This is a genomic window from Enterobacter sp. N5-15, from assembly GCF_057221635.1.
In genome coordinates this window covers 1,338,787-1,357,586 of the sequence record NZ_CM170150.1, presented here as the reverse complement: position 1 = coordinate 1,357,586, position 18,800 = coordinate 1,338,787, and the positions used below count along the sequence as shown (strand labels likewise).

The following is an 18,800-nucleotide window of genomic DNA, read 5'->3' as shown; positions in this document are numbered from 1 at the left end:
GTCTCCGCATTAGTAAGTACGAATCTTCGGCGGGAACGCCGGACGCAGTTTCGGTTCCATATTGACGCTACGACGCGTCATGGATTCCGACTCTGGCAGATACAGGGAATGGCACAGCCAGTTTTCGTCATCACGATCCGGGAAGTCGAAGCGACTGTGCGCGCCACGGCTTTCGGTACGGAAGTTTGCCGACATCGCGGTCGCGAACGCGGTTTCCATCAGGTTATCCAGCTCCAGGCACTCAACGCGCTGGGTGTTGAACTCGCTGGAGGTGTCGTCCAGACGGGCATTTTTGAGACGCTCGCGGATCGCTTTCAGCTGCTCAAGACCTTTCGCCATCGCGTCGCCTTCGCGGAATACCGAGAAGTTGTGCTGCATACATTCCTGCAGCGCTTTACGGATTTCCACCGGATCTTCGCCGTTACGGTTACCGTTCCAGCGGTTGAGGCGCTCAAGAGAGGCATCAATTTCGTCGTCGGTCGCATCACGCAGCGCGCCCTGCTCGGCAATGGATTCCTGCAGATGCAGACCCACTGCACGACCAAACACCACCAGGTCCAGCAGGGAGTTGCCGCCCAGACGGTTTGCACCGTGTACGGATACGCAGGCAATTTCGCCTACCGCAAACAGGCCCGGGATGACCACGTCTTCGCCCTGCTCGTTCACGGTCAGCGCCTGACCGGTCACTTTGGTCGGAATACCGCCCATCATGTAGTGGCAGGTTGGGATAACCGGAATCGGCTCTTTCACCGGGTCGACATGTGCGAAGGTGCGGGACAGTTCCAGGATGCCCGGCAGACGGGATTCCAGAACTTCTTTACCCAGATGGTCGAGCTTCAGCTTCGCGTGTGGACCCCATGGGCCGTCACAGCCGCGGCCTTCACGGATTTCGATCATGATGGAACGCGCCACCACGTCACGACCCGCCAGGTCTTTCGCATTCGGGGCATAACGCTCCATGAAGCGCTCGCCGTGCTTGTTCAGCAGGTAACCACCTTCACCACGGCAGCCTTCCGTCACCAGAACGCCCGCGCCGGCGATACCGGTTGGGTGGAATTGCCACATTTCCATATCCTGCACCGGCACGCCCGCGCGGATAGCCATACCGACACCGTCACCGGTGTTGATGTGGGCGTTGGTGGTGGACTGATAGATACGGCCTGCGCCGCCGGTCGCCAGCACGGTAGCGCGAGCTTTGAAGTAAACCACTTCACCGGTTTCGATGCACAGCGCGGTACAGCCGACAACTGCGCCATCGGCGTTTTTCACCAGATCCAGCGCATACCACTCGGAGAAGATAGTGGTGTGGTTTTTCAGGTTCTGCTGGTACAGGGTGTGCAGCAGCGCGTGACCGGTACGGTCAGCCGCCGCCGCGGTGCGTGCCGCCTGCTCGCCGCCGAAGTTTTTCGACTGGCCGCCAAACGGACGCTGATAGATAGTGCCATTTTCCAGACGGGAGAACGGCAGACCCATATGGTCCAGCTCCAGAATCGCTTCCGGGCCGGTTTTACACATATATTCGATGGCATCCTGGTCGCCGATGTAGTCGGAACCTTTTACCGTGTCATACATGTGCCATTCCCAGTTGTCTTCATGGGAGTTACCCAGCGCAACGGTGATACCGCCCTGCGCAGACACGGTGTGGGAACGGGTCGGGAAAACTTTAGAGAGCAGCGCACAGGTCTGGCCGCTCTGGGAAATTTGCAGTGCGGCACGCATACCTGCGCCACCGGCACCAATCACAACAGCATCAAATTCTCTGACTGGCAGTTTCATTACACACCCCACACCACAACGAATCCATAAATAACGTAAACCACCAGTGCAACGACAATGGCCAGCTGCAGCGGGAGGCGAATCGCCAGCGGTTTAACGTAATCGGTCAACACCTGCCACATGCCAATCCAGGCATGAATAAGGATGGAGAACAGAGCCAGCAGGGTGAACACTTTGGTGAAGGCGGAGCCGAAGAACCCACTCCAGATTTCCCACGTCAGCGTGCCGCTGGTCGCGAAGAAACCGATCATATAGATGATGTAAAGCGTGAGAACGATGGCGGTAGCACGGACCAGGATGAAGTCATGTACGCCGTTGCGTCCTAATGCGGAGGCGTTGCTTACCATACGAGAACTCCTGCGAGAAGTGAAAGCACGACTGTAATCACAAATGAAATGTTAGCGGAGCGTTTCCCGGCTTCGAAAGTCTCTTCCAGGTAGCCAAAGTCCATCAGCATATGGCGAACACCCACGACGACGTGGTACGCCAGCGCGGTCAGAATGCCCCACATGATGAATTTCACGAAGAAGCTGTTCATGATGGCAGAGGCCTGGAGGAATCCTTCAGGAGAAGAGAGGCTGGTCCCCAGCAACCACAGCAGAATACCGACCGCCACAAACGTAATCACACCGGATACACGGTGCAAAATGGACGCTATTGCTGTTACAGGGAACCGGATCGTTTTGAGATCCAGATTGACAGGTCTTTGTTTTTTCACATTTCTTATCATGAATAACGCCCACATGCTGTTCTTATTGTTTCCTTCCTCCGGACTGCGATGCGGGTCAAGCAGCGTTCCTTTTCTATAACTGCGCGTCATGCAAAACATTGCTTCCAGATGCTAAAACGACACGTTACAACGCTGGGTGGCTCGGGATTGCAGGGTGTTCCGGAGACCTGGCGGCAGTATAGGCCGTTCACAAAATCATTACAATTAACCTACATACAGTTTGTCGGGTTTTCTCTGGAACAGTGATCAGGGTCACGATAACAACATCTTTTTAATTTTTAATCATCTGATTTGACAAATGTTAAACAATATTGTTACAAACGTCATCAGAAAAGGCATATAATGCGCAAAAGTTATGAGGTCTCACTTTCACCTGACAAATAGTTATGTAACAGTGTGATGGTATTGACCGAAGTTATCAGGACAGTTATTAGTGATATACAGGTTTGAATAATTCGGACTGCAAAAACGCTGATTTGCTGTTGTTTCACTGATATTTCATTCGTTTACCTGCAAGGCGCCATAGCTCTGTACCCTGGTTTGTCCTCGTGAGCTGAGCGGTAAGCCAAATAACAATCTGGTAACGGTGATCTACAGCTGAAAGCAAATCCGGTGAAGCGCAGTCTTAAGCATAAGGCGCTAAGGAGACCGTAAATGGCTGATACAAAGGCAACGCTCACCCTAAATGGTGACACTGCTATTGAACTGGATGTGCTAAAAGGCACGCTCGGTCAGGATGTTATTGATATCCGTACGCTGGGTTCTAAAGGTATGTTCACCTTTGACCCTGGATTTACCTCTACCGCATCTTGCGAATCCAAAATCACCTACATTGACGGTGACGAAGGTATCCTGCTCCATCGCGGCTTCCCCATCGATCAGTTAGCCACCGAATCCAACTATCTGGAAGTGTGCTACATCCTGCTGAACGGCGAAAAACCGACGCAGGCACAGTACGATGAATTCAAAACCACCGTGACCCGTCACACCATGATCCATGAGCAGATCACCCGTCTGTTCCATGCGTTCCGCCGTGACTCTCACCCAATGGCGGTGATGTGCGGGATTACCGGTGCGCTGGCGGCGTTCTACCACGACTCCCTTGACGTGAATAACCCGCGTCACCGTGATATCGCGGCGTTCCGCCTGCTGTCCAAAATGCCGACCATGGCGGCGATGTGCTACAAATACTCTATCGGCCAGCCGTTTGTGTATCCGCGCAACGATCTCTCCTACGCGGGTAACTTCCTGCGCATGATGTTCTCCACGCCGTGCGAAGAGTACGAAGTGAACCCGGTGCTGGAACGCGCGATGGACCGTATTCTGATCCTGCACGCTGACCACGAACAGAACGCCTCTACCTCTACCGTCCGTACCGCGGGCTCTTCAGGCGCGAACCCGTTCGCCTGTATCGCTGCGGGCATCGCCTCCCTGTGGGGACCGGCGCACGGCGGCGCGAACGAAGCGGCACTGAAGATGCTGGAAGAGATCAGCACCGTTGAGCACATTCCTGAGTTCGTGCGTCGCGCGAAAGACAAGAATGACTCCTTCCGCCTGATGGGCTTCGGTCACCGTGTTTACAAAAACTACGACCCGCGCGCTACCGTCATGCGTGAGACCTGCCACGAAGTGCTGAAAGAGCTGGGTACCAAAGATGACCTGCTGGAAGTGGCGATGGAGCTGGAACACATCGCGCTGAACGACCCGTACTTCATCGAGAAGAAACTCTACCCGAACGTCGATTTCTACTCTGGCATTATTCTGAAAGCGATGGGTATTCCGTCTTCCATGTTCACCGTAATCTTCGCCATGGCCCGTACCGTAGGCTGGATTGCGCACTGGAACGAAATGCACAGCGAAGGCATGAAAATCGCCCGTCCTCGTCAGCTGTATACCGGCTACGAGCAGCGTGATTTTAAGTCTGATATTAAGCGCTAACAGGAGTTGGGTGCGGCCTGATGCCCTCACCCCGGCCCTCTCCCACAGGGAGAGGGGGAAAACCTTAAAAACGGTAACCCTTGGGTTACCGTTTTACTTTTATTTCTGGCAGTGCGGGCACCAGTAAAAAGGTCTGGAAGAGAGCATAATCCTGTCGATAATCCCGCCGCATCGCTCGCACTTTTTCCCCGCCCGATGAAACACCTTGAACCGGAACAGCGCCCCGTGATGCTTGTTCTCATCCACCACGCCGCGCGTGTTGTACGACAGCCGCGGAATATCCAGCAGCGCGTGGGATAGCGCCTCCAGCTGTTCATCATTCAGCTGAGACGCTTTATGCTGCGCCGCCATCCCGACTTCCCAGAGGATCTCTACCCGCAGGTAGTTACCCAGCCCGGCCAGAAAGGCCTGGTCGAGGAACAGACCGGAAAACTGTCGGTTACGGAATTTAGGTGATAACAGCCGGGCCTTTACGTCGCTCGCCGTCAGGCGCATGTCCAGCACGTCCGGCCCGACCCGCTGCAGAAACGGGTGCGTCAGCAGCTGCTCCGGCGTTAACATTTCGATATCCGACGCGCTATAGAGCAGGATCGCCTTATCCGCCGTTTGCAGCCTGACGCGCAGCACGCGGGTGGTTTGCGGCTGCTCGTCCGCCTCCACAACCCGCCAGACGCCGTAAAGCTGGTTATGGCTATATAACGTCAGGTTATGGGAAAAGTGCGTAAGCAAGGCTTTGCCGCGCGTTTCAATACTAGTCACCGTCTGCCCCACCAGCTGTGATTCAAACGGTTTTAGCTGAGGAAAAGCAAACCAGACATCCGTCAACGGTTTGCCCTTTATCGCCGCCTCCAGGCTATCCGCCGCGCGGCGGATTTCCGGACCTTCAGGCATGTTATTGTCCTTTCATGATTATTCTGCGCTGACCAGAATGCCCTCTTCAGAGAACGCCGCCCGCAAGCGGCGCGCGAACTGGAGCGCATGCTCGCCGTCGCCGTGTAAACACACCGTATCGGCCTGCACGTTTGCCGGTGTTCCGTCCACGGCGGTCACCCGCCCGGCGCGCACCATCTCCAGCGTCTGCGCCAGCGCTTTAGCTTCGTCGGTAATCAGCGCCCCGGCCTGCGTACGTGGAACCAGGCTGCCGTCCGGCAGGTATCCCCGATCGGCAAACACTTCCTGACGGGTGATCAGGCCCAGCCGCTGTCCGGCGCGAATAAGCTCGCTGCCCGCAAGGCCTACCAGAATCAGCTGCGGATTACAGTCCCGCACCGCGCGAGCAATGGCCTCCGCCAGCGCCGGATCTTTCGCCGCCTGGTTATAGAGCATGCCGTGCGGCTTCACGTGGCGCATCACACCGTTCTCGGCGCGCACCATCGCCTCCAGCGCGCCGATCTGGTAGAGCACCTGAGCGTAGACCGTCTCAGGCGGCAGATCCATCGCCGTGCGGCCAAAGTTTTCCCGATCGGGGAAGCTCGGATGAACGCCTATCGCGACGCCGTTTTTGATGGCATTACGCACGCTCTCCAGCATGGTTTGCGCATCGCCCGCGTGAAAGCCACAGGCAATATTGACCGAGGTGACCAGCGTCATCAGCGCCGCATCGGCGCTGCTGCCCTCCCCCAGATCGGCATTCAAATCAATCTTTACCATCAAGCCTCCACGCCAGCTGCTCCAGATAACGCTGCTGATCCTGCCGCGCCTTCAGCGCCTCCTCCAGCGAACACTGCACGAAGTGAATCGGCTGGCCGAGGGGAATTTGCGCCAGATGGTAGCGATCGGCTTCAATGATGCAGGCAATGCGCGGGTAACCGCCGGTAGTTTGCGCGTCGTTCATTAACACGATGGGCTGACCGTTGCCCGGCACCTGAATGACACCCGGCAATAACCCGTGGGAGAGCAGCTCCCGGTCCGTCGTGCGGGTCAGCGGCTGCCCCTGCAGACGGTAGCCCATACGGTTACTCTGCGGGCTGAGCTTCCACGGTGAGCGCCAGAAGGACTCTTTAGAAGCCTCGTCAAACTCATGATATTCCGGCCCCGGTAAGGCGCGGATCTGGTTTCCCCACAGCAGCTGTTTTACGCCCTGCGTGGTGGAGAAATGGCGCGCGGAGGGCTTGATTGCCAGCCGATCGCCGTCGCGCAGCAGGCGTCCTTCGTGCCCGCCGATCCCGGCTTTCTGATCGGTACTGGATGAGCCCAGCACTTCCGGCACGTCGATGCCCCCCGCCACCGCGAGATAGCTACGTACCCCGTGCAAAGGACGCTTTAAGGTCAGACGCTGTCCGGCTTTCGCCCGCAGCCGCCAGCCGGTCCACACCGCTTTGCCGTCCAGCGTCGCGTCACACCCTGCGCCGGTTAAGGCAAACCAGGTCTCCTGACTAAACTCAATGACGCACTGGCCGAGCGTAATTTCGAGTGCGGCCGTATTGCCGGGGTTGCCCACCAGCACGTTAGCAATCTCCAGCGCAGGCCTGTCCAGCGCGCCACAATAGCTCACGCCAGACTGGCGCATGCCAAAGCGGCCCGCATCCTGTACGGAGGTATAAAGCCCGGCGCGAATAAGCGTTAACATACCCCCTCCTTCTGCGGGATAAAGCGAAGGGTATCGCCGGGACGCAGGAGTATTGGCGTCTCCAGCCCCGGGTCAAATAGCGGTGTGGCGGTATGCCCAATAAGCTGCCAGCCGCCAGGCGATGTCAGCGGATAAACGCCGGTCTGCTCGCCGCCGATAGCCACCGTCCCCGCCGGTACGCTCAGGCGCGGTTCGGCACGGCGTGGCGTATGCAGCTGAGGGGATAATCCCCCCAGATACGGAAATCCGGGCTGAAACCCCAGGAACCAGACCACGTAGTCCACCGAGCTGTGCAGCTCAACAACCTGCTTTTCAGTTAATCCGCAGTGGTCTGCCACCACGCTAAGATCCGGCCCACCCGTACCGCCATAAACGACCGGGATCTCAATGGCACGCGATTCCGGCTCCAGGGCCTCACTCTCTTCCCACCAGCGCTGCAAACGTTCGATGGCATCCAGCGCCAGCGTATGCGGGCTACGCAGCACTACGGTAATGTTATTCATCCCCGGAATGGCTTCAACCACCTCCGGTAGTTCGACCAGACGCTGCGTTAGCCGCCAGATTCGCTTTTGCGTGGCAAGGGTCACCGGCGGCTCGAGCTCCAGAACCACTGCCGTTTCTCCCAGTAGATAACAACGCGCTCGCTGCACTCAGGCACCTCTCATCAGGCCGGGTTAGGGATATCAATAAAGGTCACATCCAGGTCGGTATTTTCCGTCAGCCACTCGCTGAGGGCGCGAATGCCGCCGCGCTCGGTGGCATGATGGCCCGCCGCGTAAAAATGCAGTCCCTGTTCACGCGCCGAATGAATGGTCTGCTCGGAAACTTCGCCGGTGATAAAAGCATCGACGCCAAAACGCGCGGCGCTGTCGATAAAGCCCTGACCGCCCCCGGTACACCAGGCAACACGCTTCACCGTATCCGGACCGGTATCGCCGCTCCACAGCGGGCGACGCCCCAGGCGCGCTTCAATCCAGGATGCCAGCTCCAGTCCTGGAACCGGCATCGCCAGTTCGCCCCACGGCACCAGCGGCTCAATTTCGCCCATCACGGTAATCCCCAGGAGCTGCGCCAGCTGGACGTTGTTGCCGAGCTCCGGGTGCGCATCCAGCGGCAGGTGATAACCGTACAGGTTGATGTCATTTGCCAGCAGCGTTTTCAGGCGGTTGCGCTTCATCCCGCGAATAATCGGCGATTCGTTTTTCCAGAAGTAACCGTGATGGACAATCACCGCGTCAGCGTCCTGACGAACAGCCTCGTCCAGCAGCGCCTGGCTTGCCGTCACGCCGGTAATAATTTTTTGCACCGTCTCGCGCCCCTCAACCTGGAGCCCGTTCGGGCCGTAATCGCTGAAGGACGTGCTGTTCAGTTTTTCGTTAATCAGGCTTTCCAGTTCGCTGTTTTTCATCATCACTCTCTTATGCTTTGCGAGCAGCTTCGTACGCCGCCAGCGTGGCGACACGCGCCTGTTTATGGTCGACAACCGGACGAGGGTAATCCAGCTTTACACGCTGTTTATCCGCCCATGCCCACGGTTCGTGGATCGCTTTAGCAGGTATACCGTTAAGCTCAGGCACCCAGCGGCGGATAAACTCGCCGTCCGCATCAAATTTTTGTCCCTGAGTGGTCGGATTAAAAATCCGGAAATAGGGCGCCGCATCGGTGCCGGTGGAGGCCGCCCACTGCCAGCCGCCGTTATTCGCCGCGAGATCGCCATCGATCAGCTGAGAGATAAAATAGCGCTCTCCGATACGCCAGTCGATAAGCAGATCCTTCACCAGAAAGCTGGCGGTAATCATCCGCAGGCGGTTGTGCATCCACCCCGTCTCGTTAAGCTGACGCATGGCGGCATCGACTATCGGATAACCCGTCTGCCCTGTTTGCCAGGCTTTCAGCAGCCGATCGTTCGTTTGCCACTCCACCTTCTCCGTCCAGTTGATGAAGGGTCGATGTTTACATAAATCAGGGTGATACGTCATCAGATGGCGGTAGAACTCGCGCCAGATCAGTTCATTCAACCAGACGGACCCTGCGCCCCCCTCCAGCGCCTGCGGCTGCTCCGCCAGCAGGCGATGTAAACACTGGCGAGGAGAGATCGCGCCCAGCGCCAGACAGGCCGACAGGCGGCTGGTGCCCTCGATGGCGGGAAAATCCCGACGCGCGTCGTAACAGGCCGCGTCCTGTTTGCAGAACTGGCGCAGTTGGGCGATAGCCGCTTTCTCGTCGGCGGGGAACAGCGTTTCATCAAACGGCTGCTGAGGGTAATCAAACGTCAGTTCAGACAGGTCCTTTATGGCTTCACCTCTCACGGCAGGCGCGGCAACGCACTCCGGCAGCGCCTCTTTGAGACGTTTGATAAAGGCATTTTTGAACGGCGTAAAAACTTTATACATCTCGTGGCTGCCGGTCATCACGCTGCCCGGTGCCAGCATCACGCTGTCATCAAAACCTTCGCAGACCACCCCTTCCAGCATCTTCTCCAGCTGACGATCGCGCTGCTGCTCGTTGAATTCGTACTGATAGTTGTAAAAAAGATGCGTGACGTTGTGCTGCTTACAGATCTCCTGCACCGTCTGCAGCTGTGCGGCAAAATCACTCACCTCTTTATAGAGAAGCGGTATGCCTTTTCCGGCAAGCGAGTGCTGCAGATCGTTCAGATACGCACGCAGCAAGGCCGCCTGGCGGGGAGCCATATCGTGCTGCCGCCACTGCTCGGGCGTGGCCATAAACAGAGCCAGTACGTTAGCGTCTTTGTCGCGACAGGCCGCCGCGAGTGCGATGTTGTCATGTACGCGCAGATCCGCGCGAAACCAAACCAGATGGGTGGGCATAAAACTCCAGGCTATTGTCCATTATGTCCATAAGGGCATGCCGTAAAAGGAAAAAGCATGCATTGAACTACTTTGCCATGAAGTGTAGACGGGATGAAATAAAAAAGGCCGCCCGAGGCGGCCTTAACGCTACTTGTCCTGCGCTATCGTGGTTAAAGCGACAAACACATTCGGTTCATCGCTCTTTACAACGAGCACGCTGGCGACAATGAACGCGATGCAAAAATAGCGTTTCATTATGCGGTCCCTGCAGCTAACCGCTCCACCGTTCACCACCGGTGATAAGTCGGTGGACACAAGCCCTGACGAGAGCCTGACTTACGGTTGTGGTGACGCCTTTCCCGGGACCGGTGCCCATGTGCGAGATGGCGGAAAGGGACGCTGCATAGTAGTTGGCCCTCGCGTAAAAGGTAATCCACTGAAATGATTTTTAAGAATCTATTTAGGGATTTGCCGTTTGATTACTTAAGGACCCGAGATATTCTTGTAAGCCTCTGACGAGGGCTTGAAGACCACCCAACGGACCGCGAATCCTGAGGGACAAAAAAACCGCCAACAGCAATGTGGCGGTTTTTTTATTGCTATGTGTAGTCTTCGTATCAGTAGAAATCGCAGGTCGCTTTCTCGGCCTGATCCATCCACACCGGCTTCTCGCTGGTTTTAGCCCAGACGCGGTGCAGATAGCTGTAAAAACGTGCACGATCTTTCCAGAACAGCATCACCGGCAGCGCCAGCACACCAGCCACTACGGCGAAAGTGCGACGCATGAACACGATATGAGCCGGATACTCTTTATAAAGATCCATATTTTCTCCCCTATAGTTGGCCGGAAACGTCATCCGGAAAATTCAAAATCTGTGACCTGGCTAAAATAATATCGCTTTGTTTGTAATTTTACTACTCATCCGACCACTTATTTTTATCCATTTAGTGAATATTTACATTCACGCCGTAATTAAGTTACAAAAAAGTTAACGATTTACTTATCAATAGTTAAATTGTGGTCTTTGCCATTTTTATACTTTTTTTACACCCGCCCTCCCCATTTTTGCGAAATCTTTGCGCCGGAAATCCTACCGTTAGTACAACAATGAAAGTCACCCGGAGGTGGATTGTGAGTGCAGGTCTTATTGCCGGCATCGTGCTGGTGTTCCTGTTATTGGGTTATCTGGTCTATGCCCTGATTAATGCGGAGGCCTTCTGATGGCTGCTCAGGCGTTTCTGCTTATTGCCAGCTTCTTAGTGGTACTGTTCGTTCTGGCAAGACCACTGGGAACAGGACTGGCACGATTGATCAACAACGTCCCCCTGCCCGGCACGGGAAGCGTTGAAAAAGGGATCTGGCGCGTACTGGGAATAGACGATCGGGAGATGAACTGGCGTGAATATCTGATCGCCATTCTGCTGCTGAATATCGTTGGGCTCGTTGCGCTTTTTGCCATGCTGATGTTACAGGGCATCCTGCCGCTGAATCCGCAACAGTTACCGGGCCTGTCCTGGCATCTTGCGCTGAACACGGCGGTCAGTTTTGTCTCCAACACTAACTGGCAGTCCTATTCCGGCGAAACCACGCTCAGCTACTTCAGCCAGATGGTCGGGTTAACCGTGCAGAACTTCCTCTCTGCCGCGAGCGGTATAGCGGTGCTCTTCGCGCTGACGCGTGCGTTCGCGCGCCAGAAAGTAAGCACGCTCGGTAACGCCTGGGTGGATCTGACGCGCATTACGCTGTGGATCCTGCTGCCGATTGCGCTGCTGATCGCGCTGTTCTTTATTCAGCAGGGCACCCTGCAAAACCTGATGCCTTACGCGCCTTATACCTCGCTGGAAGGCGCAAAACAGCTCCTGCCGATGGGGCCAGTAGCGTCACAGGAAGCCATCAAAATGCTCGGGACGAATGGCGGGGGCTTCTTCAACGCCAACTCGTCGCATCCGTTTGAAAACCCTACCGCGTTGACCAATTTTGTGCAGATGCTGGCCATTTTCCTGATCCCCGCCGCGCTCTGCTTTGCCTTTGGCGACGTGGTCAACGATCGCCGTCAGGGCCGCACCCTGCTCTGGACGATGTCGCTTATCTTCGTGGTCTGCGCTGCGCTGGTGATGTGGGCCGAGTGGCAGGGTAATCCGCACTTCCTCTCGCTGGGTGCCGATAGCGCAATCAACATGGAAGGTAAAGAGAACCGCTTTGGCATTCTCGCCAGCAGCCTCTATGCGGTGGTCACCACGGCAGCCTCGTGCGGGGCGGTCAACGCCATGCACGATTCCTTTACGGCGCTGGGTGGCATGATCCCGATGTGGCTGATGCAGATTGGCGAAGTGGTGTTTGGCGGCGTGGGCTCGGGTCTGTACGGCATGCTGCTGTTCGTACTGCTGGCGGTATTTATTGCCGGTTTGATGATTGGCCGCACCCCGGAATACCTCGGTAAAAAAATCGACGTGCGCGAGATGAAATTAACCGCGCTGGCGATTCTGGTCACCCCGGCGCTTGTGCTGCTCGGCACCGCGCTGGCCCTGATGACCGAGGCCGGACGCAGCGGCATCTTTAACCCCGGCATTCACGGTTTTAGTGAAGTGCTGTATGCCGTCTCCTCTGCCGCCAACAACAACGGCAGCGCCTTTGCAGGCTTAAGCGCCAACTCACCGTTCTGGAACTGCCTGCTGGCGTTCTGCATGTTTGTGGGCCGCTTCGGGATCATTGTGCCGGTTATGGCGATTGCCGGATCGCTGGTGAATAAAAAAATTCAACCGACCACCACCGGGACATTACCGACCCACGGCGCGCTGTTTATCGGCCTGCTGACGGGCACCGTGTTACTGGTCGGCGCCCTGACCTTTATCCCCGCCCTCGCATTAGGCCCGGTCGCGGAATACCTCTCTTTACGCTGATTTTGCGGAGAAATTGTCATGAGTCGTAAACAACTGGCCCTGTTCGAACCGTCATTAGTTCGCCAGGCGCTCATGGATGCGGTGAAAAAGCTGAGCCCGCGCGTGCAGTGGCACAACCCGGTGATGTTTATTGTCTGGGCGGGAAGCGTTCTGACCACCGCCCTGGCGATTGCCATGGGAACGGGCCACATGCCGGGGAATGCGATGTTTACCGGCGCCATCAGCCTGTGGCTGTGGTTTACCGTGCTGTTCGCCAACTTTGCGGAAGCGCTGGCGGAAGGCCGGAGTAAAGCCCAGGCCAACAGCCTGAAAGGGGTGAAAAAAACCGCCTTCGCGCGCAAGCTACGTGAGCCGAAATACGGCGCGCAGATGGACCACGTTCCGGCGGATGAACTGCGTAAAGGCGATGTGGTGCTGGTAGAGGCCGGTGACATTATCCCTTGCGATGGAGAAGTTATCGAAGGGGGCGCATCGGTGGATGAAAGCGCCATTACCGGGGAATCCGCGCCGGTTATCCGTGAATCCGGCGGCGATTTCGCCTCCGTGACGGGCGGGACGCGCATTCTCTCCGACTGGCTGGTGATCCAGTGTAGCGTTAACCCAGGGGAAACGTTCCTCGATCGGATGATCGCCATGGTGGAAGGCGCGCAGCGTCGTAAAACGCCGAACGAGATTGCCCTGACCATCCTGCTGGTGGCCCTGACCATCGTCTTCCTGCTGGCGACCGCGACGCTGTGGCCGTTCTCCGCCTACGGCGGCACCGCGGTCACCATCACGGTGCTGGTGGCGCTGCTGGTCTGCCTGATCCCAACCACCATTGGTGGCCTGCTGTCTGCCATCGGCGTGGCCGGCATGAGCCGTATGCTCGGTGCCAACGTCATCGCCACCAGCGGACGTGCGGTGGAAGCCGCCGGTGACGTGGATGTCTTACTGCTGGATAAAACCGGGACTATTACCCTCGGTAACCGCCAGGCGTCAGATTTCTTACCCGCGCCGGGCGTGGATGAAAAAACGCTGGCAGATGCCGCGCAGCTCTCTTCGCTTGCCGATGAAACCCCGGAAGGCCGCAGTATCGTGATCCTCGCCAAGCAGCGCTTTAACCTGCGCCAGCGCGACGTTCAGAGCCTGCACGCCACTTTCGTGCCCTTCACGGCGCAAACCCGCATGAGCGGCATTAACATTCAGGATCGCATGATCCGTAAAGGCTCTGTTGACGCCATCCGTCGCCACATTGAGGCTAACAACGGCCACTTCCCACCGGAAGTGGACAGCCTGGTCGAAAGCGTGGCCCGTCAGGGGGCGACGCCGCTGGTCGTAGCCGAGGGCGCGCGCGTGCTCGGGGTGATTGCCCTGAAGGATATCGTCAAAGGCGGCATCAAGGAGCGCTTTGCCCAGTTGCGTAAAATGGGGATCAAAACGGTGATGATCACCGGGGATAACCGTCTTACCGCCGCAGCGATTGCCGCCGAAGCGGGCGTGGATGATTTTCTTTCTGAAGCCACACCGGAAGCGAAACTGGCGCTGATTCGTCAGTATCAGGCGGAAGGCCGCCTGGTGGCGATGACGGGCGACGGTACCAACGATGCCCCTGCCCTGGCACAGGCCGACGTGGCGGTGGCAATGAACTCCGGTACCCAGGCGGCAAAAGAGGCGGGCAATATGGTCGACCTCGACTCTAACCCGACCAAGCTGATTGAAGTGGTGCACATTGGTAAGCAGATGCTGATGACGCGCGGGTCGTTGACCACGTTCAGTATCGCCAACGACGTGGCGAAGTATTTCGCCATCATTCCGGCCGCGTTTGCTGCGACCTATCCGCAATTAAACGCCCTGAACGTGATGCACCTGCACTCCCCGTCCTCGGCCATTCTGAGTGCGGTGATCTTTAACGCCCTGATTATTGTCTTCCTGATCCCGCTGGCGCTGAAAGGCGTGAGCTATAAGCCGCTCACGGCCGCCGCCATGCTGCGCCGCAACCTGTGGATTTACGGCCTGGGCGGGCTGGTGGTGCCCTTCATCGGTATCAAGGTTATCGACCTGCTGTTGACGCTGTTCGGCCTGGTTTAAAAGGTGATTCAAATGACGATGTTACGCCCCGCTATACTTCTGTTTATTCTGCTGTCTCTTATTACCGGCGGACTGTATCCGCTGGTGACCACCGCGCTGGGCCAGTGGTGGTTTAAGGATCGGGCCAACGGCTCGCTGATTATGCAAAGCGGTGAAAACCGCGGTTCTCGCCTGATTGGTCAGAACTTTACGGATGCCCGTTACTTCCAGGGACGCCCTTCCGCCACAGCCGAAAGCCCGTATAATCCGATGGCATCCGGCGGCAGCAACCTGGCGGGCAGCAACCCTGAGCTGGACAAAGCCCTTGCTGAGCGCGTGGCAGCCCTGCGCGCCGCCAATCCGCAGGCCAGCCGTGACGTTCCCGTAGAGCTGGTCACCGCCTCTGCCAGCGGGCTGGACTACAGCCTGACGCCGGCAGCAGCGGCATGGCAAATCCCGCGCGTCGCCGCGGCCCGTCAGCTGACCGTCGAACAGGTTAGCCAGCTGGTTGCAGAGCACACGCAAAAGCCGCTGGTCAGCTTTATCGGCATGCCCGTGGTGAATATTGTTGAGCTGAATCTGGCGCTGGACGCGCTAAGGAAAAACTAAATGACCGACGAGCCCATGCGCCCGGATCCGGACAGGCTGCTTGAACAGACGGCTGAAGCCCATCGCGGCAAACTGAAAATTTTCTTTGGCGCCTGCGCAGGCGTCGGGAAAACCTTCGCCATGCTGACGGAAGCCCAGCGGCTTCGGGCGCAGGGGCTCGATATTTTGATTGGCGTGGTTGAAACCCACGGACGTAAAGAGACGGCATCGCTGCTGAAGGGTCTGGCTACCCAGCCGCCCCGCCGCATCAGCCACCGCGGTCGGTTAGTTACCGAATTCGATCTTGATGCCGCCCTCGCCCGCCGTCCCGCCCTTATCCTGATGGACGAGCTGGCGCACAGCAATGCGCCAGGCTCACGCCACCCAAAGCGCTGGCAGGATGTTGAAGAGCTGCTTGAAGCCGGCATCGACGTTTTCACGACGGTTAACGTTCAGCATCTTGAAAGCCTGAACGACGTGGTGAGCGGCGTCACCGGCATTCAGGTGCGCGAGACGGTGCCCGATCCCTTCTTTGATTCCGCGGACGAGGTGGTGCTGGTCGACCTGCCCCCCGATGATTTACGCCAGCGCCTGCACGAAGGCAAAGTCTATATTGCCGGCCAGGCCGAGCGCGCCATCGAACATTTCTTCCGAAAAGGTAACCTGATTGCCCTGCGCGAGCTGGCCCTGCGTCGTACTGCCGATCGCGTCGACGATCAGATGCGCGCCTGGCGTGACCTGCAGGGCCAGGAACGCGTCTGGCATACGCGGGATGCCATCCTGCTGTGCGTCGGCCACGGCAGCGGCAATGAAAAGCTTGTTCGCACCGCCGCTCGCCTGGCGGCCAAATTTGGCAGCGTCTGGCATGCGGTATATGTCGAAACGCCGCAGCTGCACGCTCTGCCCGAAAACCAGCGTCGCGCTATCCTGAGCTCGCTTCGCCTGGCGCAGGAGCTGGGTGCCGAAACCTCCACCCTATCCGATCCTCAGGAAGATAAAGCCATTCTGCGCTACGCCCGTGAGCACAATCTGGGGAAAATCGTGATTGGCCGTCGCCAGCATCGCCGCTGGTTTAGCCGCGAATCGTTTGCTGACAAACTGGCCCGCCGCGCGCCGGATCTGGATCTGGTGATCGTGGCGCTGGACGACAAACCCACGCCCTTACCCAATCGCGCGCCGGACAGCCGCACCTTCAGCGATAAATGGCGCATTCAGCTCCGCGGCTGCCTTGTCGCCGTCGTGCTCTGCGCCCTGATTACCATGATTGCCAGCCAGTGGCTGTTCGCCTTCGACGCCGCCAACCTGGTGATGATCTACCTGCTCGGCGTGGTGGTGGTGGCGCTCTTCTACGGACGCTGGCCGTCCGTGCTGGCGACGGTCATCAACGTCATCAGCTTCGATCTGTTCTTTATTGCCCCGCGCGGAACCCTTGCCGTGTCCGACGTGCAGTACATTCTCACCTTTGGCGTGATGCTCACCGTCGGGCTGGTGATTGGGAACCTGACGGCGGGCGTTCGCTATCAGGCGCGTATCGCCCGCTATCGCGAACAGCGCACGCGCCATCTCTATGAGATGTCGAAATCGCTGGCGGTGGGCCGTACGCCGCTGGATATTGTGCAGACCAGCGAGCAGTTTATTCGCTCGACGTTTCATGCCAGCAACCTGATTTTACTCCCGGACGAACACGGCAAGCTGCGTCCGCTGACGTCCGCCTCAGGCATGACGCCCTGGGACGAAGCCATCGCGCGCTGGAGCTTTGATAAAGGGCTGCCTGCGGGCGCAGGGACCGACACCCTGCCCGGCGTGCCCTATCAAATTCTGCCGCTGCGCAGTGCCGATAAAAATCAGGGGCTGGTGATTGTTGAGCCCTCCAACCTGCGCCAGCTGATGATCCCCGAACAGCAGCGACTGCTGGAGACCTTTACGCTGCTGGTTGCCAGCGCGCTGGAGCGGCTGGCCCTCACCGCCAGCGAAGAGCAGGCCCGGCTGGCGAGCGAGCGTGAAAGCATTCGTAACTCGCTGCTGGCGGCGCTCTCTCACGATCTGCGGACCCCGCTCACCGTCCTGTTTGGTCAGTCAGAAATCCTGACGCTGGACCTGGCGGCGGAAGGCTCTAAACACGCCCTTCAGGCCAGCGAGATCCGCCAGCATGTGCTGAATACCACGCGCCTGGTGAATAACCTGCTCGATATGGCGCGTATCCAGTCAGGCGGTTTTAACCTCAAAAAAGAGTGGCTCACGCTTGAAGAGGTGGTGGGCAGCGCCCTGAAAATGCTCGAACCCGGTCTGGGTGGGCGACATATCGCGCTGAACATGCCCGAGCCCCTGACGTTAATTCATGTCGATGGTCCGCTGTTTGAGCGGGTGCTGATTAACCTGCTGGAAAATGCCGGCAAATATGCGGGCGCCAGCGCCCAAATTGGGGTGGATGCGACGGTGGACGATAGCACGCTTCGCCTTGACGTCTGGGATACCGGGCCGGGCATTCCTGCCGGGCAGGAGCTGGCTATTTTCGAAAAGTTCGCGCGCGGCAATAAGGAGTCGGCCATTCCGGGCGTCGGGCTGGGGCTGGCCATTTGTCAGGCGATCATTGACGTCCACGGTGGGTCCATTTCCGCAGAGAATCGTCCGGAAGGCGGCGCGCGGTTTTGTGTTACACTTCCTCTGGAAACCCCGCCAGAACTTAATGAATTACCAGAGGATTTGTGATCAACGTTCTGATTGTTGAAGATGAGATCGCCATTAGCCGTTTTCTGCGCGCTGCGCTGGAAGGAGACGGTCTGCGCGTTCATGATGCGGGTACGCTTCAGCGGGGTTTAATTGAAGCCGCTACCCGCAAGCCGGACCTGGTGATCCTCGATCTTGGTCTACCGGACGGTGACGGCATCGACTTTATCCGGGAAGTGCGTCAGTGGAGCCAGATGCCGATCCTCGTGCTCTCCGCCCGTACTGAAGAGACGGATAAAATCGCGGCGCTGGATGCCGGTGCGGATGACTATCTGATTAAACCTTTTGGTATCGGCGAACTGCAGGCTCGCCTTCGCGTGGCGCTGCGTCGCCACAGCGCAACCACGCCTGCTGACCCAACCTACACGTTTGGGGATATCCGGGTTGACCTGGCCGCGCGGCGCATTGTCCGCGGCGATGAGGAAATTCACCTCACGCCAATAGAATTTCGCCTGCTCGCCGTGCTGCTCAACAACCACGGCAAGGTACTCACCCAACGCCAGCTGTTAAGTCAGGTGTGGGGACCCAACGCTGTGGAACATAGTCATTATTTACGCATATATATGGGACATCTTCGTCAGAAACTCGAAGTCGACCCCGCTCGCCCTCGCCATTTATTAACTGAAACCGGTATCGGTTATCGGTTTATGCTTTGAATAACTATTCATTTTATTATTAAATAAAAAATAAATTCTTCAGAAAATATTTCACA

The 18,800-nt window shown here is 57.6% G+C and carries 17 protein-coding genes; 7 read left to right on the top strand and 10 right to left on the bottom strand.

Annotation, left to right across the window (positions count from 1 at the left end):
- Positions 1-9: 9 nt before the first annotated feature.
- From sdhA to sdhC, 3 genes are read right to left on the bottom strand one after another with little or no spacing between them, the layout of a single operon-like run.
- Positions 10-1,776, bottom strand: coding sequence for a succinate dehydrogenase flavoprotein subunit (gene sdhA / locus AC2TE5_RS06330; protein WP_014883036.1), 1,767 nt, complete (start codon positions 1,774-1,776; stop codon positions 10-12).
- On the bottom strand, positions 1,776-2,123 hold the full coding sequence (sdhD, locus tag AC2TE5_RS06325) for a succinate dehydrogenase membrane anchor subunit (RefSeq protein ID WP_008501088.1): 348 nt from the start codon (positions 2,121-2,123) through the stop codon (positions 1,776-1,778). The genes sdhA and sdhD overlap by 1 nt, the downstream gene beginning before the upstream one ends.
- A complete protein-coding gene (sdhC, locus tag AC2TE5_RS06320) occupies positions 2,117-2,521 on the bottom strand; it encodes a succinate dehydrogenase cytochrome b556 subunit (protein ID WP_020684965.1) in 405 nt (134 codons plus the stop codon). Before sdhC ends, sdhD begins: the two co-directional genes overlap by 7 nt.
- A gap of 639 nt (positions 2,522-3,160) precedes the next feature.
- Here sdhC and AC2TE5_RS06315 point away from each other — a divergent pair.
- Positions 3,161-4,444, top strand: coding sequence for a citrate synthase (locus AC2TE5_RS06315; protein WP_213330571.1), 1,284 nt, complete (start codon positions 3,161-3,163; stop codon positions 4,442-4,444).
- A 99-nt stretch (positions 4,445-4,543) separates the two neighbouring features.
- On the opposite strand, the gene nei is transcribed toward AC2TE5_RS06315, so the two are convergent.
- The 7 genes from nei to AC2TE5_RS06280 all read right to left on the bottom strand — a co-directional run bounded on the left by nei (position 4,544) and on the right by AC2TE5_RS06280 (position 10,650).
- The gene (gene nei / locus AC2TE5_RS06310; protein ID WP_213330658.1) at positions 4,544-5,335 is read right to left on the bottom strand and encodes an endonuclease VIII; all 792 of its coding nucleotides are present in this window, start codon (positions 5,333-5,335) and stop codon (positions 4,544-4,546) included.
- A gap of 18 nt (positions 5,336-5,353) precedes the next feature.
- On the bottom strand, positions 5,354-6,094 hold the full coding sequence (gene pxpA / locus AC2TE5_RS06305) for a 5-oxoprolinase subunit PxpA (protein ID WP_484612852.1): 741 nt from the start codon (positions 6,092-6,094) through the stop codon (positions 5,354-5,356).
- On the bottom strand, positions 6,081-7,013 hold the full coding sequence (gene pxpC / locus AC2TE5_RS06300) for a 5-oxoprolinase subunit PxpC (protein WP_134349100.1): 933 nt from the start codon (positions 7,011-7,013) through the stop codon (positions 6,081-6,083). Before pxpC ends, pxpA begins: the two co-directional genes overlap by 14 nt.
- Positions 7,007-7,663 carry a 5-oxoprolinase subunit PxpB gene (pxpB, locus tag AC2TE5_RS06295; RefSeq protein ID WP_121425441.1) on the bottom strand — a complete coding sequence of 219 codons (657 nt, stop codon included), beginning with the start codon at positions 7,661-7,663 and terminating at the stop codon, positions 7,007-7,009. Before pxpB ends, pxpC begins: the two co-directional genes overlap by 7 nt.
- Positions 7,664-7,677: 14 nt before the next feature.
- Positions 7,678-8,421: a type 2 GTP cyclohydrolase I gene (locus tag AC2TE5_RS06290; protein ID WP_063143159.1), complete on the bottom strand. Its 744-nt coding sequence runs from the start codon at positions 8,419-8,421 to the stop codon at positions 7,678-7,680.
- 10 nt (positions 8,422-8,431) lie between these two features.
- The gene (gene phrB, locus AC2TE5_RS06285) at positions 8,432-9,844 is read right to left on the bottom strand and encodes a deoxyribodipyrimidine photo-lyase (RefSeq protein WP_213330652.1); all 1,413 of its coding nucleotides are present in this window, start codon (positions 9,842-9,844) and stop codon (positions 8,432-8,434) included.
- A gap of 599 nt (positions 9,845-10,443) precedes the next feature.
- Positions 10,444-10,650: a YbfA family protein gene (locus tag AC2TE5_RS06280; protein ID WP_014069366.1), complete on the bottom strand. Its 207-nt coding sequence runs from the start codon at positions 10,648-10,650 to the stop codon at positions 10,444-10,446.
- Between the two features lie 308 nt (positions 10,651-10,958).
- On the opposite strand from AC2TE5_RS06280, the gene kdpF reads away from it, so the two are divergent.
- The 6 genes from kdpF to kdpE are packed head-to-tail and all read left to right on the top strand — an operon-like array spanning position 10,959 to position 18,744.
- Positions 10,959-11,048, top strand: coding sequence for a K(+)-transporting ATPase subunit F (gene kdpF / locus AC2TE5_RS06275; RefSeq protein ID WP_014069365.1), 90 nt, complete (start codon positions 10,959-10,961; stop codon positions 11,046-11,048).
- Positions 11,048-12,727 carry a potassium-transporting ATPase subunit KdpA gene (gene kdpA, locus AC2TE5_RS06270; RefSeq protein WP_484612851.1) on the top strand — a complete coding sequence of 560 codons (1,680 nt, stop codon included), beginning with the start codon at positions 11,048-11,050 and terminating at the stop codon, positions 12,725-12,727. Before kdpF ends, kdpA begins: the two co-directional genes overlap by 1 nt.
- A gap of 18 nt (positions 12,728-12,745) precedes the next feature.
- Positions 12,746-14,794: a potassium-transporting ATPase subunit KdpB gene (kdpB, locus tag AC2TE5_RS06265; protein WP_023334922.1), complete on the top strand. Its 2,049-nt coding sequence runs from the start codon at positions 12,746-12,748 to the stop codon at positions 14,792-14,794.
- A 12-nt stretch (positions 14,795-14,806) separates the two neighbouring features.
- Positions 14,807-15,382 carry a potassium-transporting ATPase subunit KdpC gene (gene kdpC, locus AC2TE5_RS06260; protein WP_484612850.1) on the top strand — a complete coding sequence of 192 codons (576 nt, stop codon included), beginning with the start codon at positions 14,807-14,809 and terminating at the stop codon, positions 15,380-15,382.
- Positions 15,383-18,070 carry a two-component system sensor histidine kinase KdpD gene (gene kdpD, locus AC2TE5_RS06255; RefSeq protein ID WP_484612849.1) on the top strand — a complete coding sequence of 896 codons (2,688 nt, stop codon included), beginning with the start codon at positions 15,383-15,385 and terminating at the stop codon, positions 18,068-18,070. It begins immediately after the preceding gene.
- Entirely contained in the window at positions 18,067-18,744 is a 678-nt protein-coding gene (kdpE, locus tag AC2TE5_RS06250) for a two-component system response regulator KdpE (RefSeq protein ID WP_024908812.1), read from the top strand. Before kdpD ends, kdpE begins: the two co-directional genes overlap by 4 nt.
- Positions 18,745-18,800: the final 56 nt, after the last annotated feature.

Bases quoted from the DNA above. Each gene is read 5' to 3' on its own strand.
- sdhA (WP_014883036.1), bottom strand. From the start codon at position 1,776: ATGAAACTGCCAGTCAGAGAATTTGATGCTGTTGTGATTGGTGCCGGT.
- sdhD (WP_008501088.1), bottom strand. From the start codon at position 2,123: ATGGTAAGCAACGCCTCCGCATTAGGACGCAACGGCGTACATGACTTC.
- sdhC (WP_020684965.1), bottom strand. From the start codon at position 2,521: ATGTGGGCGTTATTCATGATAAGAAATGTGAAAAAACAAAGACCTGTC.
- AC2TE5_RS06315 (WP_213330571.1), top strand. From the start codon at position 3,161: ATGGCTGATACAAAGGCAACGCTCACCCTAAATGGTGACACTGCTATT.
- nei (WP_213330658.1), bottom strand. From the start codon at position 5,335: ATGCCTGAAGGTCCGGAAATCCGCCGCGCGGCGGATAGCCTGGAGGCG.
- pxpA (WP_484612852.1), bottom strand. From the start codon at position 6,094: ATGGTAAAGATTGATTTGAATGCCGATCTGGGGGAGGGCAGCAGCGCC.
- pxpC (WP_134349100.1), bottom strand. From the start codon at position 7,013: ATGTTAACGCTTATTCGCGCCGGGCTTTATACCTCCGTACAGGATGCG.
- AC2TE5_RS06290 (WP_063143159.1), bottom strand. From the start codon at position 8,421: ATGAAAAACAGCGAACTGGAAAGCCTGATTAACGAAAAACTGAACAGC.
- phrB (WP_213330652.1), bottom strand. From the start codon at position 9,844: ATGCCCACCCATCTGGTTTGGTTTCGCGCGGATCTGCGCGTACATGAC.
- AC2TE5_RS06280 (WP_014069366.1), bottom strand. From the start codon at position 10,650: ATGGATCTTTATAAAGAGTATCCGGCTCATATCGTGTTCATGCGTCGC.
- kdpA (WP_484612851.1), top strand. From the start codon at position 11,048: ATGGCTGCTCAGGCGTTTCTGCTTATTGCCAGCTTCTTAGTGGTACTG.
- kdpB (WP_023334922.1), top strand. From the start codon at position 12,746: ATGAGTCGTAAACAACTGGCCCTGTTCGAACCGTCATTAGTTCGCCAG.
- kdpC (WP_484612850.1), top strand. From the start codon at position 14,807: ATGACGATGTTACGCCCCGCTATACTTCTGTTTATTCTGCTGTCTCTT.
- kdpD (WP_484612849.1), top strand. From the start codon at position 15,383: ATGACCGACGAGCCCATGCGCCCGGATCCGGACAGGCTGCTTGAACAG.